The 14,677-nt window shown below is 72.7% G+C and carries 9 protein-coding genes; 7 read left to right on the top strand and 2 right to left on the bottom strand.

From position 1 onward, the window contains the following. Nucleotides 1-11: 11 nt before the first annotated feature. Genes ABZ370_RS14605 through ABZ370_RS14635 form a run of 7 tightly spaced genes read left to right on the top strand, consistent with a single transcriptional unit; the run spans nt 12 to nt 9,303 of the window. The gene (locus ABZ370_RS14605; RefSeq protein WP_358620146.1) at nt 12-1,322 is read left to right on the top strand and encodes a hypothetical protein; all 1,311 of its coding nucleotides are present in this window, start codon (nt 12-14) and stop codon (nt 1,320-1,322) included. A gap of 2 nt (nt 1,323-1,324) precedes the next feature. Continuing rightward, a complete protein-coding gene (locus tag ABZ370_RS14610; protein ID WP_358620147.1) occupies nt 1,325-3,349 on the top strand; it encodes a hypothetical protein in 2,025 nt (674 codons plus the stop codon). Then, the gene (locus ABZ370_RS14615; protein WP_358620148.1) at nt 3,346-4,482 is read left to right on the top strand and encodes a hypothetical protein; all 1,137 of its coding nucleotides are present in this window, start codon (nt 3,346-3,348) and stop codon (nt 4,480-4,482) included. The genes ABZ370_RS14610 and ABZ370_RS14615 overlap by 4 nt, the downstream gene beginning before the upstream one ends. Nucleotides 4,483-4,484: 2 nt before the next feature. Beyond that, entirely contained in the window at nt 4,485-5,027 is a 543-nt protein-coding gene (locus ABZ370_RS14620; protein WP_358620149.1) for a hypothetical protein, read from the top strand. Next, nucleotides 5,024-6,901 carry a hypothetical protein gene (locus ABZ370_RS14625; RefSeq protein WP_358620151.1) on the top strand — a complete coding sequence of 626 codons (1,878 nt, stop codon included), beginning with the start codon at nt 5,024-5,026 and terminating at the stop codon, nt 6,899-6,901. The genes ABZ370_RS14620 and ABZ370_RS14625 overlap by 4 nt, the downstream gene beginning before the upstream one ends. Before the next feature lie 5 nt (nt 6,902-6,906). Beyond that, on the top strand, nt 6,907-9,021 hold the full coding sequence (locus tag ABZ370_RS14630) for an ATP-binding protein (RefSeq protein WP_358620153.1): 2,115 nt from the start codon (nt 6,907-6,909) through the stop codon (nt 9,019-9,021). Nucleotides 9,022-9,027: 6 nt separating this feature from the next. After that, entirely contained in the window at nt 9,028-9,303 is a 276-nt protein-coding gene (locus tag ABZ370_RS14635) for a hypothetical protein (protein WP_358620154.1), read from the top strand. Here the strand turns inward: ABZ370_RS14635 and ABZ370_RS14640 are convergent. Together ABZ370_RS14640 and ABZ370_RS14645 are read right to left on the bottom strand one after the other, a co-directional pair. Next, nucleotides 9,291-9,953 (bottom strand): hypothetical protein, encoded by a 663-nt coding sequence (locus tag ABZ370_RS14640; RefSeq protein ID WP_358620156.1) that lies wholly within the window; start codon nt 9,951-9,953, stop codon nt 9,291-9,293. The two genes, ABZ370_RS14635 and ABZ370_RS14640, sit on opposite strands and share 13 nt — an antisense overlap. Then, complete coding sequence (locus ABZ370_RS14645; RefSeq protein WP_358620158.1) at nt 9,950-14,557, bottom strand: hypothetical protein; 4,608 nt, start codon at nt 14,555-14,557, stop codon at nt 9,950-9,952. Before ABZ370_RS14645 ends, ABZ370_RS14640 begins: the two co-directional genes overlap by 4 nt. Nucleotides 14,558-14,677: the final 120 nt, after the last annotated feature.

The raw sequence follows: 14,677 nt of genomic DNA on the forward strand, positions 1-14,677 counted from the left end.
GAGGACGGGGCATGACGGAGACAGATACATCACGGTCGGGCACATCACGGTCGGGCACGGCGGGGTTCGACGCGCCGCCGCTGCGGCGGCTGCGGTACTTCCACGGCCAGATGCTGGGCGCGCGGGACTTCCAGCGCGAACAGGACTACCACCGCGAGAAGTTGAAGCTGCGGATGCGCGCACTGCTCGGCTACGGCGTGGTGTGCGGCCTGTACGTGGAACCGGCGCCGCGGGACGAGGACGACTGCCCGCCACCGGCCGACGCCGGGACGCCACCGGCCGACCAGAGCGACCAGACCGGCCGGACGCAGACCCGGCGCCGGGCCAAGGTGACGATCAGCCCCGGCCTCGGTGTGGACTGCGACGGCAACGAGGTCGTGGTGCGCGGCGGCTGCGTGATCGACCTGTGGAAGGCGCTGCCCCCGCACGAGCGCGACACCGACACCGTCTGGGTCGGCGTCGAATACGCCGAGCGGCCCGTCGAGCCCACACGCGCCGTCTACAACGACGCCTGCGCGGACACCTCCGACTGCGAGTTCGGCTGGACGGAGGAGTGCTACACGGTGCGGGTCACCGGGTGCGAACCCCCGGCGGACGAACGCTGCGACACCTGCTGCTCGGCCTGCGAGCACAAGGTGCTGTGGCTGGCCAGGATCGACTGCGTGGACTGGCACGAGCCGGTGCGGTGCGACCAGATCCATATGAACGTATGCCGCCCGTTCGGCCGCCACGTGCCCACCGTGATCACTGGCATCAACTGGGTCCACGGATACACCTACACCATCGACGAGGCCAAGGCCCTCCTCGGCACCCAGGACGAGGACGGCGGCCTCGTGGTGCGGTTCTCCTCCGGCGTACGGACCGACACGCTGCGGCCCGGCGTGGTGGAGATCCAGGTGATCGAGGGCGGCAGCGGGCGCAACGCCTCCACCTGGTACATGGGCGGCAAATTCGCGGAACCGGACACCGAACCGGACACTGCGTCGGCCACCGCGTCCGCCACCGGAGCGGACCCCGAACCCGACGGCGACTGCGCCGAGTTCACCGAGCGGTTCCGCTACCGCCAGACCACCCGCGAGACCTTGCAGGACGGCGACCGCGTACTGATCACCGTCCGTGCCGCGTTCATCCTCGACCGCTGCTGCCGCCCGGTCGACGGCACCCACGTCGGCGGGCGCGTACCGACCATCGACGACCACCACACCCGGTCGGCCGCGCACGGCGGCTGCGACCTCCCGCCCTCGGGCATCGGCCCCTGGACGTCCGGCACCGGTGCGGGCGGGGACGTTTTCGAGAGCTGGTTCTTTGTGAAGGAGCGCTGATCATGCGAACAGACTGCGGATGCGGCTGCGGTGGCGACGCCACCCGGACGTCCGCCTTCGTACGTCCTCGCTTCTTCGCAGGGCAACTGCTGACCGAGGACGATCTCAGCCTGCTGCTCGACTACACGACGGCGAAGCGCAGACTGCACAACCGGTCCCTGTACGGGCCGGGAGTCATCTGCGGCCTCGGCGTGACCTGTGACCCGTGCGGCGGTGGAACCGTGGCAGTCCATCCCGGACACGCCCTCGACTGCGCCGGAAACGACATCGTCGTGTCCTGCACCGAACGCGTCGACATCACCGCCCTGGTACGGGAGCGGCGCATCGGCGCCCTCGGCGTGGACTGCGGGGAGCCGTGCGACGACGAGGGGGGCCGCCGCTACGGGCTCTACGTGCGCTACCAGGAGCTTCCCGTCGAACCGGTGGCCCCGTACGCCACGGAGGAGCCCTGCCCCTCACCGGGATGTGTGCCCTCCAGGATTCAGGAGGGCTTCCGCTTCGTCGTCAAGTGCGACGACGCCGAGGACCACCGTCACAACCCCGGCACCCGGCTCCTCGCGAGCATCGGCGACCTCCCGAGGGCGGACCGGGCCCGCATCCGCGACCGGCGGCTGGCCATGTACGCCGACGCCCTGTTCCTCGCGTCGTCCGGCGTCGGCCGCACCTTCCGCTTCGACGCCGCCGACGCGCAGCGGTACGCCACCGCCCTCGCCTGGCTGCGCGAGAACGCGGGCGGCGAGGGCTCCCCGCTCCCGCCGACGGCCTGTGAGATGGCCGAGCATGTGCGCGGGCTCGCCGCCGCCGTCGCCCGGTTCGACACGTACGACCCGGCCGGGCAGGACTACCTCAGGCAGAACTACCCGGACCTCGCCACCGTGCGGGAGGCCCGCGGCGTCCTGGGCACGGCGTGCGAACGGCTCCGCGGCGCCGACATGGAAGCCGCGTGGCCCGATCCGTTGCGCCGTACGATCGCCCACGCCACCGTCACCGAGACCGCGGCCCGCGTCGTACCGGAGCGCGGCGACCCGGACGCGCCACTGGAAGTGCGCATGCTCGCCCAGGGCACCCCGCTCGGCCACGCGCTGCGGGTGGAGTTCCGCGCGGACCTCGGCCTGATCCGCGAGTGGCTGCTCTGCCGCCTGGACCAGGCCGACGGCCTCGCCGACTGCGCGCTGCGCGGCGACGTCGCCGCCGCCGATGTACCGCCGCCGCTGCCGGCCCCGCCACCGGACAGCACCGAGACCGCGTCCATCGCCGAGGTGCGGCAGATCGCCGAAGCGGCCACGGCACTGGCCACTGCGATGCGCCGGTTCCTGACCGACGCGGCGTGCGCCACGCTGAACCCGCCGTGCGGCGACTGCACCGACACCGACGTCCTCCTCGCCCAGGTGGAGCTGGACGGCTGCGATGTCGTACGCGTCTGCTCCGCCACCCGGGAACAGGTGCTGCCGGGCGGCTCGGCCTACGGCGAGTGGCTGCCCAAGCTCTACCGGCTGCGCGAACTCGCCGAACGCGTGTGCTGCGCGCCCCTGCCGCGGTACCAGCAGCCCACGCTCCCGACGGAGGGCCCGGTGGCGCGCCCCTATGCCGACGCACTGCTCGGCGACTGGCCGCGCGGCGGGGACCTGGAGGAGATGCTGTCCCTGCTGCTCACCCCCGCGCCCGGCGAGACACCGCCCAAGGCGCTGCACGAACAGGTCTACACAACCCCCAGCGAAGTCACCGACAGCATGCGGGAACTCGCCCGGCTCAGGACACAGGTCGCCGATCTCACCGCCGCCGTGGAGGGCCTCCGCGCCCACCTGGGCAGCACCGAAACGCAGATGGCCCACTTGGAGGAACACCTCGGGCCGCACGACGGCACACCGGACCCGGCACCGGACCCGGGCGCGGCCGGGGGAGCGGCCCCGGCCCCCGACCCGGCACCCGACGCCGCGCCGGACGGTGCGGACGAGTCCGCCAAACCCCCGGCCAAACGCGCCCGGTCGCCCCGCCCCCGTACCCAGAAGCCCGGTGAGACACCATGACGGGCCCGCTGCGCCCCGCCTTCCACGAGGGCCAGGTACTCGCCGCCGCCGACCTGTCGGCCACGGTCGGGTACGCGCGCGCGAACGCCGCCCGGCACGCGCGCCACCTGCACGAGTGGGGCGTCGTCGAAGGACTCGGCCTCGCCGCCGAACCCCGTACCGACCCGCTGACGAATGTCCGCTACACCGAGGTGAGCGTCGCGGCGGGCATCGCCGTCGACGGGACCGGCCGCGAGCTGGTCGTCACCGCGCCGGTCGTGCTGCGCGAGAGCGACTTCGAAGAGGTCAACGGCGCGGACCAGGCGACGGACGAGCCCTACCCGGTCTTCCTCACCTCCGCCGACCGGGAACCCACCCAGCGGCCCGGACCGGTGTCCTGCTCCGGTGACGCCACCAAGACCCGGGTGGAGGAGTCGTACCAGATCCTCTTCGGCCGCCGCGGCGACGAGCGGCTGGTCGCGGAGCAACGGCCGCCCGCGATCGGCGACCCACCGGCCGACCCGCCCGCCCGCTGGCTCGTCCTGCTCGGCTACGTCCGCTGGACGGAAGGCCACTTCAGCGGCGTCGAGACCACGGCGCGCAGCGTGGCGGTGCGCTACGCGGGCGTGCGCGCGGACACCGTATCGGCCCGGTCGGGGGCGCTGACCCTGCGGACGGGCGCGGAAGCCGAGGAGGGCAAGCCCGCGCTCGTCCTGTCCGGAGGCGACACACCGAACCTGGTCTTCGGCCTCTACCAGGGCAGCGGCACGGTCGCCCCGCTGATGACCCTGGCCGCCAACGGCAACCTGACGATCGAGGGCAGCTTCAGCGGCCGGATGCCCGCCGGAAGCACACTGGTGGCGTCCGGGACCGCCACCGACGGGATGCTGCTGCCCCTGCCCTCCGGCATCACCCCGGAACAGGTCGCGGACGGCCGGGTCGTCATCCATGTCCAGCTGACCCCGCGCACCCCGCCCCTGCCGGAGGCGACGCTGTACAGCCCGGTGGAGGCCACCGTGGACGGCGACCGGCGGGTCCGGTGCCGGGTGCGCCTGTACAACCCCCTGGTGACCCCGGCCAAGGTCGTCGAAGAGCCCGGCGCGGTGGACTTCCTCGTCGTGGCGACGGTCGCACCAACGAACGGCGGTGGCTGACGATGGCTCTTTCCGTGGTGTACGCGGCCGACACCGGCCACGTCGTGGGCGCACTGGCCCTGACCGGCACCCGTACCGGCACCGGAGCCCCGGCCGAGGCGGCCGACCTCGTCGGGCCCGCGCTGCCGCTGCGCGTCTCCCTGGGCGAAGGCCGCGTCGCGACCCTTCCGCTGAGCGCCAGGGAGCTGGCCGTGGCGGCCGTGGACGACGAACCGGGCGCCCTCGCCGAGCCGTTGGCCTTCGCGGTCGAGGTGACGACCGACAACAAACCCAAACCGGCGCTGCTGCGCCTCCCGTCGTGGACCGAGGGCATCGCGCTGGCCACGGACGGCCTCACCATCACCGTGCGGATCGCCGTGGCCCGCCCCACGCCCGTGGTCGCCCTGGTGTCCGACGAGCAGAACACCCATGTGCTGGGCGGGGAGATCCCCGCCCAGCAGACCCAGGTGAAACTGCCGGTGACCCTCGTCGCGGGCAGTACGCACGGTGTGCTGGTGCTCGCGGCGGGCTGGGCGGGCCGCCTGGAGAGGAAGGTCGTGACATGAACGCCCCCACCGCGTCGGCCACCGGCTCGAACGGCTCGACCGGCGAAAGTGACGAGACCGGCGAGATCACGGTGCACCGCTGCACCGTGACGGTGGTCCGGCGCGGTGGGTGGAGCTGGGGGCCCGATCCACGCGGCCTGGTCCGCCACGTGGTCGACGCCCTCCCGGAGCTGCTGGCGGACCACTTCGCCGAGCGGCTGGGGAGGGACGGACCGGACGTGGAGATCACCGAACCGCTGACCGTCACCGTCCGGGCGGGCCGGGCGGGCCGGGCGGGCCGGGCGGGAAGCCCCGGCGGGACAGCGAGCGGTGGGTTGCCCGTCGAGGTCCACTTCGCGCCCGTGCCGGTGGTGGAGATCCCCACCGACGCGCCCGGCGCCGATACCGATGACATGTCGCTGGAAGAGTCCTTCGCGGCGGCGCCCGCCCCGTGGACCGCCCCGAGCGCCGCCGCGCTCTTCGCCGAACTCGCCGAGCGCGGCGAACTGGACGCGCTGCTCGCGCTGCTGCCGGACCAATCCGTACGGGCGTATCTGCCCGCCCTCCTCGGCGCCGACGACCCAACGGCCGCCCGACTGCTGACCGAACTCGTCGGGCGGGCCCTCGCGGCAGGGCCCGCCGAGGCGCTGCCGGAGCCGCTGCGCGCCATGGCCGCGCACACCGACGGTGCCGACCTGCCCCGGGTGCTCGCCGCCCACCTGGCGTCCGCGGCCCCCGAGGAGGCGCTGCGGCTGGTCCGGACCCTGACCGGCCCACCCGGTGAGGAGCCACCCGGTGAGGAGCCGTCCGTCACCGCCGCGGCGCCGGTCGTCACACCGGACGACACCACCGCGGCCCCGCCCGGGACGGCGGGCGGCAGCGTCACGCCCCGCACCACCGACGAGGTACGGGTGTGGTCCGCGCTGCCCTTCCTGCTCGCCGGGCCCCTGGCCCGCATCGGATACCTCGACGCGATCGGACCCGCCCTGGCAGGCCTCGAACTCGCCGAGGACGCACCGCTGTTCGCGGCGGCCCTCGCGTACAAAGTGCTGGGCGCGACCGCACGCGGCTGGCGCCGCACCGAACGCGACGGCGACGCCGCGGCCGCCTTCGCCGGGCTCCGTCCACCCGTCGCCGAAGAACACCTGACCGCCTTCGCCCGCCGGGTGCGCCCCGCGCTCCCGGTCCTCGATGGCGTCCTGGCGCTCTCGGTGTGCCGCGGCCACGACCCCGCCGACCCGCTCCTGATCACCGGTGCCGACGACGCGCTGCTCCTCGTCGACGCCCAGGGCATGTTCCCCATCGCCTGGGCCGCCGACGCCGCCGGGCTGCTGCCGCACTGGCAGGCGTGCGGACGGCCGACCGTACTGCTCTGCGACGGACCCTTGCCCCCCGGCACCCTGCGCGACCTGGCGTCGGGAGGCGTGCCGTTCCTCACCGGAGTACGGCCGCTGCGCGGCGATCCGGTGGCGCGGCTGCCCTGGCGCACCCCGCTGTGGACCGCCGCGGGCGCCGCCCCGGACCCGCGCCACGCCGCCGAACTGCCCGCCCACGCGGAGCGGTTCACGGGCCTGGTCACCGCCCTGGTCGCCGAGCGCCGGGCAGTACCGCTCGCGCCGGACGGCGGTCTGGAACGCACCGTCACCCTGGCCGCGGCGCTCGGCCTGTCCACGATCGCCTGGACGCTCTGGCGCGACCGCGAGACACCAGATCCGCTCCTGGCCCTGCACCGGTTCGCCGACCTGGAGGCCACAGTGCGGTTCGAGCCCGCGTCCGTCCGGGTCCGCGTACCGATGGGACGGCGCCACGCCGACCTCCTGCGCGGCGGCCTGCTGGCCGACGTGCCCGACGTGGTCTGGCTGGGCGGCCGGACCCTGACCTTCTCGGCCGGGTGAGACATATGGGCGAACCAGCGGTGGAGCATCTGCGCATCCGACTGGCCGACGCACACCGGGCACTGCACGCCGCCGTCGAAGGCCAGGCCCGGCTCGCGGCCCGGCTCACCCGGCCGGACCTCACCCCGTACTGCGTCACCGACGAACAGGTCGGCGTACTCCTCGGCGAGGTGCACGCCTTCACCGACACCATGGCCGCACCGTACGCCGCCCGCCAACAGGAGCCGGAGCCCGAACGCGACCTGCGGCGGCGCGCGGCCGCCGAGGGCACCACCCTGCCCCTGGACGCCCTCGCCACCCGGTTCGGCCTGACCCGCGCCGAACAGGACGCGCTGCTGCTGGTCGCCGCGCCCGAGCTGGACCGCGGCTACGAGCGGATCTACGCCTACATCGTGGATAACCTCAACCGCCGCCTGCCCAGCGTCGAACTGCTGGTCACCGTGGGCGCGGGCACCGGCGCGGACAGCGCGCCCGCCCGCCTCGCCCTGCGCCGCTCCCTCGGCCCGGCCGGACCCCTGCGCCGCTACGGTCTGCTGCGCGCGCACGGCGAGGCCGCCGTCGAGCTGGCCCAGGAACTGATCCTCGGCCCCGGGCTGCTGGACTTCCTGCTGGGCTGGGGCGGCGACGTCGGACTGCTCGGCCACGACCCCGGCGACGTCGCGCCACCCGAACCGCGCGTCCTGTCCCCGTACCTGTCCTCGGACCGGCTCATCCGGCTGGGCCGCGCGCTCGGCCGCGGCGACATCGACCTGGCCGGGCTGTGGGGCTGCCCGCCCGGCGGCCAGCTCGACGCCGTCCAGGCGCTGGCCCGGGCCGCCGGAGCACCGCTGCGGACCCTGACCGCCGACCCCGAGAACGACCTGCGGACGGCCGCCGCGCTGGGCGCGGTGCTGTGGATCGCCACCGACGACCTGCACGGCGAGCAGCAACGGCCCCACGCCGACGCGGTCTGTGCCGCGCTGCTGCGCTCGCGTGTGCCGGTGTGCCTGACCGGTCTGAAGCCCTGGCGCCCCTCGGGTCTGCTCGCCGCCCGCGCCTACGCCGAACTCACGGTGCCCGCACCGGAGTTCACCGACCGGCGGGCGATGTGGTCGGCCGCGCTCCCGGACCTGGACGGGCCGCTCCTCGAAGACCTCGCCGTCCGGTACCGGATGAGCGGCGGCGAACTGCGCGCCGTCGCCTCGGTGGCGGACGCCGGGGCCCGCCTGGCCGGAAACGGACACCCGGAGCCGGTCGCCGACCACGTCGGACCCGCCATCGCCACCGTCACCCGCGGACGCAGCGGCAGCGCCGTCCACTCCATCGTGCCCCGCCGCACCGTCGACGACCTGGTCCTGCCCGACGTCCAGTTCCGCCAGATCCTGGAGATCGCCTCGGCCTTCCGCGCCTGGCCCCGGATCGCCGAGAGCTGGGGCTTCGCCCGCCGCTCGGGACACGGCGGGGTCAAGGCGCTCTTCACCGGGGAGCCCGGAACCGGCAAGACCATGTCCGCCGAGATCGTCACCGGCATGCTGGGCCTGGAACTGCTCAAGGTGGACCTCGCCCAGGTCGTCTCCAAATGGGTGGGGGAGACCGAGAAGAACATGGAGACCGCGTTCCGGCAGGCCGAGGAGAGCCAGGCGGTGCTGCTCTTCGACGAGGCCGACGCCCTGTTCGGCAAGCGCGGCGAGGTCAAGCACGGCACCGACCGCTACGCCAACCTGGAAGTCGGCTACCTCCTGCAGCGCCTGGAGGCCAGCGACGGTCTGGTGATCCTCACCAGCAACCTGAAGGACAACATCGACCCGGCGTTCACCCGCCGCTTCCACTTCGTCGTCCACTTCCCCCGCCCGGCCGCCGCCGAACGCCGCAGACTGTGGCGCCTCGCCTTCCCCCAGGAGGCCCCGCTCGCCCCCGGCGTGGACCTGGACACCCTGGCGCGTCTCGACATGACCGGCGCGGGCATCACCGCGGCGGCCCGCACCGCCGCCCTCTCCGCCGCGGACGGCGACAGCGCTACGATCGGGATGCGCCACATCGTCCGCGGCGTGGCACGCCAGTTCCAGCGCGAGGCGCGCCTGCTCCGCCCGGCCGAACTGGGCCCCCACGCCCACTTTCTCGACGACGCGACCCAGGGGTGACCGCCGATGCTGCCCACCGAACCCCCGCTCTCCCTGCACCGCCTGGTGGCCCCCGTCCCACCGGCACGGCCGCAGGAGACGGCGACGGCCACCCGCCAGACCCCGGCCCCCGCCCCCGCCGCGCCACAGCCCCCGACTCCGCTCGAACGGCTCCTGACGGCGGGCCAGAACCAGGTGGGCAACGCGGCCGTGGCGGGCGCGGCGGCCCAGACGAGTCCGGTCCCGCCCCCGCCGGTCGTGGTGGCGGTGGTGGCGCCGCCGAAGGCCGCTCAGCCCTCCTGACGCCCGGCCGCCTTCCGCCGCAGCTCCTCGACCAGTGTGAGGGATGCGCGCGCCTCCTCCACCTCCCCGCGGTCCACCGATCCCGCGCCCCGGTTCCACGGCTGACGTGATTCCTCGTCGAGCCTGCGCGCCTCGTCGGCGTGCACCTCGTGCAACACGTCGAGCAGGGAATCCCCGCAGCGCACCGCCTCGGCGTCCCGTACCTCGCTGTAGGGGTAGGCCGCCGAGCGGAGGCAGAAGGCCGTGGCGCGGCCCGCCCGCAGTTCCTCGGTCCGGTAGCACACGATGTGATCGTCCCCGGCGGAGGTGGCCGCCGGAATCTGCACCAGCGGCAGCAGACCGGGATCCAGGGCCAGCACCAGCAGTTCGGTGTCGGCCAGCGGACCGGGTACCTCGGCGGGACCGCCCTGCGCGGGCGGGATGGCCAGCTGCCAGGGTTGATTGGTGAAGTAGGCCAGCAGGTCGAGGGAGGACAGCCCGGCGGTGACGATGACGAACACCTCTTCGGGGAAGTCGGCGCCGTAAGCCTCGCGCAGCACCTCGCGCGGCCCCAGCCCGCTCCCGTACAGCGCCCGCGCCAGGCGAGCCATCGAGGCGTAGTCGTCGCGCGACGCCGCCTCCCGCAGCCGTCCGACACTCTCCGGGTTCACCGCTGCTCTCCTCCGCTCTCCGGCGCGTCCTTCATGGCCTCGTCGAGGGCCGTGCGGACACTCTCCCAGTAGGTGTGCAGCTCGGGGGCGGTCATCGCCTTGATGATGTCCGAGGTCAGATCGCGGGCCCGCTGGACGGCCTGTTTGCGACGCTCGTCGCCGCCCGAGCCCTGGACGAGCCGGTCGACGGCCTCCGACAGCCGCTGCAGCTCCGCCTGGACGCTCGCGCTCTGCGCGGTCAGCCTGGGGTTGTCGGCCATGAGCATGGCGACGTTCTCGACGTGGACGAAGACGCTGTCCCGCAGCGAGAACCGCAGCCTCTTGGACAGCCCGGGATTCGCGTAGAAGTACTCCCGGGAGAGGGTGTGGGCGCTGGTGTAGGACTGCGACTGGATGATGAGCGCGTACATCCGGTGCGCGACGCGGATGGCTTCCTCCGCACCGCCCTTGCCCCGCATCTTGCCCCGGGCGGCCAGATGGACGTCCCCTGGCTCCCGGGCCAGCCCGCGGTCCCGGTCGCCCGGCTCCGGGCTCGTGGTGGTGGACGCCCCGGGGGCGTAGGCGACGGGCAGCGCCTCGCCGAAGACCTCCATGTACCGGATGCGCAGGGTACGCCCCTCCGCGCTGCCGATCCCGTAGAGCCCGCCCTGGACGCGCCGCAGGGCGGCCAGCCGGCTGTTCTGGAAGAGGCCGTCCGGCCGGTGCCGGTCCCACGCCTTGATCAGCATGTTCGGCTCGGTCGGGTAGAGCATCTGCGGGAACCGCTTGCCGATGACGACCCGGATCGCCCGGTCCAGTTCGTTGGCGAGCAGGGTGAGCTGCTTGGGGCGCTGGTCGCCCTCCGGGCTCCAGTTGAAGCCCTTGAAGTGGTAGCCGCCGATCGTGATCTGCGGATGGCTCTCCATCGTGTCCAGGATCTGCTTGTACGCGGCGAGGACGCCCGTCGTCTCGGACACCGCGACCCCGGTGTCGGCGTCCTGGCCCAGGATGTGGACCTGGTCGTTGGCGTGCGACAGGATGGCCGTCGCCTCGCGGGTGTACGAGGAGTTGGTCACCTCCTCGCGGAAGAGGCCGTAGGGGAGCGCGCCCTTGTCGCGCAGGCCCTTCTCGTGTTTCTCGGCCACGCGCTTCTCGTCGTTCGTCAGCTTCCGGTACTTCTTGCGCACCTCCGACATGGGGACCTCATGGCCGTCCTTGTGGAGCCACTTGGGCGTCCAGATGAAGCCGAACACGGCCATGATGAGCTTGACCGGCCGCTTGACCGCGTCGATGGCCTGGTTGAGGACCTTGCTGTCTTCCTTCTGGTCGAGGTGCTCGAAGGTGTTGACGCCGATCACGACGGCGGTGCTCACCGGGCCGAAGTGCTTGGTCTCCGGGCTCTTCCAGGCGTCGTGGAGGTAGCGGGCGGCCATGCCCGGGTTCTTCTTCACCTCGCCCGGCACGGCCGCCATATTGACGACGAAGCCGGTCCGCCGGTCGCTCCCCGCCATGGGAAGCTTCTTGATCGGGTTGAGCTGGTCGACCGCCTTCCCATGCTTCCTGATCTTGAAGTTTCCCTCGGCCGGACCGATCTTGTAGGGGAACTTCTCGCCCAGGTCCTCGACCGGGGTCTCCGCCTCCGGGTTGATGGCCACCTTGATGCGGTACTTGTCCCCGGTCACCTTCTTGAGCCGGATGCGGGTGAGGTGGTGCCGCCGCTTGATGGCCGGGAGCCCGCGCTGTACGGACTTGACCGTCGCCGACTCCTCGTTGAGGAGATGTGTCGCGTCCCGCACGGCGGCGTCGAGGGCACGCTTCTTGGCCGCCGCGGTCCGCTTGTCCGGTCGCTTCTTGTCCGGCCGCTTCTTCTTCGGGTCGCGCCGCCGCTTCGGCCGTCGCCGGTCGGGACGCCGCCGCTTGGCCTTCCCCGGCCGCCGCTTCGGCTTGGTCTTCGGCTTGGTCTTCGGCTTGGGTTTGGGTTTCTTCTTGTCGAACTTCGACTTGATCTTGGCCCAGATTTTCTTCACCAGGCCCACGATCTTGTCGATCACCCAGTCCACCGCCCGGTTCACCGGCTTGGACATCGCCTGGACGATCTGCTTCACCCGGGCGGCGATACCGCCCACGCCCAGGACTGCCGCCAGGACGCCCAGCAGGACCGGGATGGAGCGGGCCAAGGCGCGTTCGATCAGGCCCGGTACGCCACCGCTGCCACCCTTGGCGATGGCGATCACCGCATCCAGGATGGCGCTCACGAACTCGAAGATCTGGCGTGCCTGGGTGACGATGAAGCGCACGAAGTCGATGATCAGCTTCACCGCTCGGACGAACGCCGACGCGGGGTTGAGCAGCGAGAGGACCCACATGATCCCGGCCTCGATGATCGTGGGCGTCACATACGCGATGACCTTGTCGAGCAGCTCCTTCTTCAGGTCGCCCACCCGCGTCTTGAGGTCGTCCCACATCCCCGCGACGCCCCGCTTGCGGACCTCCGCGACCAGCGGCACCGAGGTCTCGGCCGCCGTGACCGCCGGTTCCATCGTCGGTACCTTGCGCACGATCCGGGCGCGGACGTTTCCCCAGGTCAGCCCGAGCACCGAGGCGAGCATCCGCAGGACACCCTGGGCGTCGAACTTCGACGGCACCTCGATGCCCGCCTCGGCCGTCTTGCCCAGCAGCCACGAGAGGATGCCCTGTTGCAAATGGTGTCCGATGTTCTGCAGGAACTGCCGCAGACCGGCGCCGACGGCCGAGACCAGATTGCGCAGGAAACCGATCGGGTCCTTGAGGATCAGCATGACCGCCGACGCGGCCTTGGCGAGGACCGACAGCAGCAGCCGCTTCAGCTCCAGGATCGTGTTGATCACGGACTTGACCGCTTCCACGGCCTTGTCGACGAGGCCCTTGTTCTTCTCCTTCTCCGTGGCGATCTCGTCGTCGACCGACTTCAGCGCATCGGTGTACTTGGTGGCCAGCGTGTCGACGAGCTGGGTGCCCTTGTCGTCCACGGACTGCGTGAGTTCGTCGAACTTGTCGGTGAACTCGGCGGCCGCCTGCTGCCCGATCGACCGCAGATCGGCCGGCAGCCCCCGCACCGCGGCCTGCAACTCGCCCCGGCCCTGCGCGATACGCCGCTTCGCCCGGTTCAGCTCCCCGCCGATGGTGTCGGCGACGTCGGAGATCACCTGCCGCATCCGGCGGACGTAGTGGTCGCGGGCCTCCTCGAAGATCTTGTCGGCTTCCGCGGGCAGCCCCGCGAACAGGTCCCGCACCCAGCGCAGTTTGCCCGTCGCACCCGAGTACCGCCGGTCCTTGTACTCCTCCATCTTCCGCTTGTGCTCTGCGGTGAAGTCGTCACGGGCCGCCTTCTCGTCCCTGCCGAACTGGTCGTCGACCAGCTTGTCGAGCCCGTCGAGGATGGACTCGACGTCCTTCTTCATCGTGTCGAAGACGCCTTGCAGAACCGCCGTGACCTGGGCCCGCTTGTCCTCGTCCCGGCCCTTGGCGCCGGACTTGCCCGCGCCGACCTGCTGCCCGGTGCGCACCCGGTGGGCACCCATCGCACCCATGGCCGCGGCGCCGATCCGCTTCGCCCGCGCGGTGGACGCGTGCAGCTCGCCCGCCTCATACTTGCGCAACCGCCCGGGGGCCACCGCGGAATGCCGCTCGGCGGCCTTCTTCTCGCCCAGCGCCTTGCCGAACGTCGGCTCGTTGGACTTCTGCAACTGTGCCTCGGTGACCTGCGCGTCCGCCATCCGCTGGTCGACCTGGGCAGGCCCCGCGGACATGTCGGTGGCCGACGGCGGCAGCCTGTCCGGTACGGCGTTCGCCGGATTCGGCGCCCCCGGGGTCCCGGGCGGCCGGTCGGCGGTCATGGGGACGACGGTCTTGGGCACCGCCGCCGAGGTGTCCGGCGGCGCGGCGGTCGTGGTGGCGATCTGCTCGGCGGAGTCCGACTTGCCCTGGCCGACCTGGCCCTGCACCTCCGCCCGCACCTCATCGGCCTTGCCGGAGTCGGCGAACTTGTCCGCCTCGTCGAGGTTCTTCGGCGCCTTCTCGGCGATCGCCTTTTCGACCGCCCTGATGAACGCGGCCTTGTCGAACTCCTTCGGCTCGGCCTCGTTCATCTTCTCGGCGTTGGCGGTCTTGCCCTGCGCCTCTTCGTCGTCCTTGGGCGGCCGGGCCGCGTCCTGCGCCGCCGCCGCTTCGGTCCTGGGAGGCGGGTGCGAGGCCGCCACCGAGCGCTTCTTGCGCCGTACGTCCTTCTTGAGCGCCGCGAACTTCGGATCTCCGTCCGGCCCGGGCCGCGCCGCCGCCTCCGGCCCACCCCCGGAGGCCGCGGCAGCCTCCGGCGCCTCCGCCTCCAACGGCGCCGCCGGTTCGGTACGGCGAGCCGCCGCGACCGCGCTGTTGCCGACCGTGTTCTGCCCGGCATGCGGCAGCGGCGCCGGCCCGCGCCCACCGGCCAGTGCCGCCGATACCGCCGCGTTGGACGCGTTGGACGCGGGAAACGGGGGCCGCGCGGGCCCGCGTACGTCCGGCCGTTCCTGTGCCGGGGCGGGAACCCTCTTCGGACCCCTCTTCGACGCCCTTGGCCGCAGCGCGAGGGCCTTCGGCGGTGGCATCGGACGGCACCTCCCACGGCACGTACTTCCCGACGCAGGGTGCCAGCACAGGCGTGACCCGCCCGTCACCCCGCTGTCCTCGACGCGTCTCCATCCGCCCGGCCCGCGTACTCCCGTGCC

This window comes from Streptomyces sp. NPDC005962 (genome assembly GCF_040629205.1).
Classification (GTDB): Bacteria; Actinomycetota; Actinomycetes; order Streptomycetales; family Streptomycetaceae; genus Streptomyces.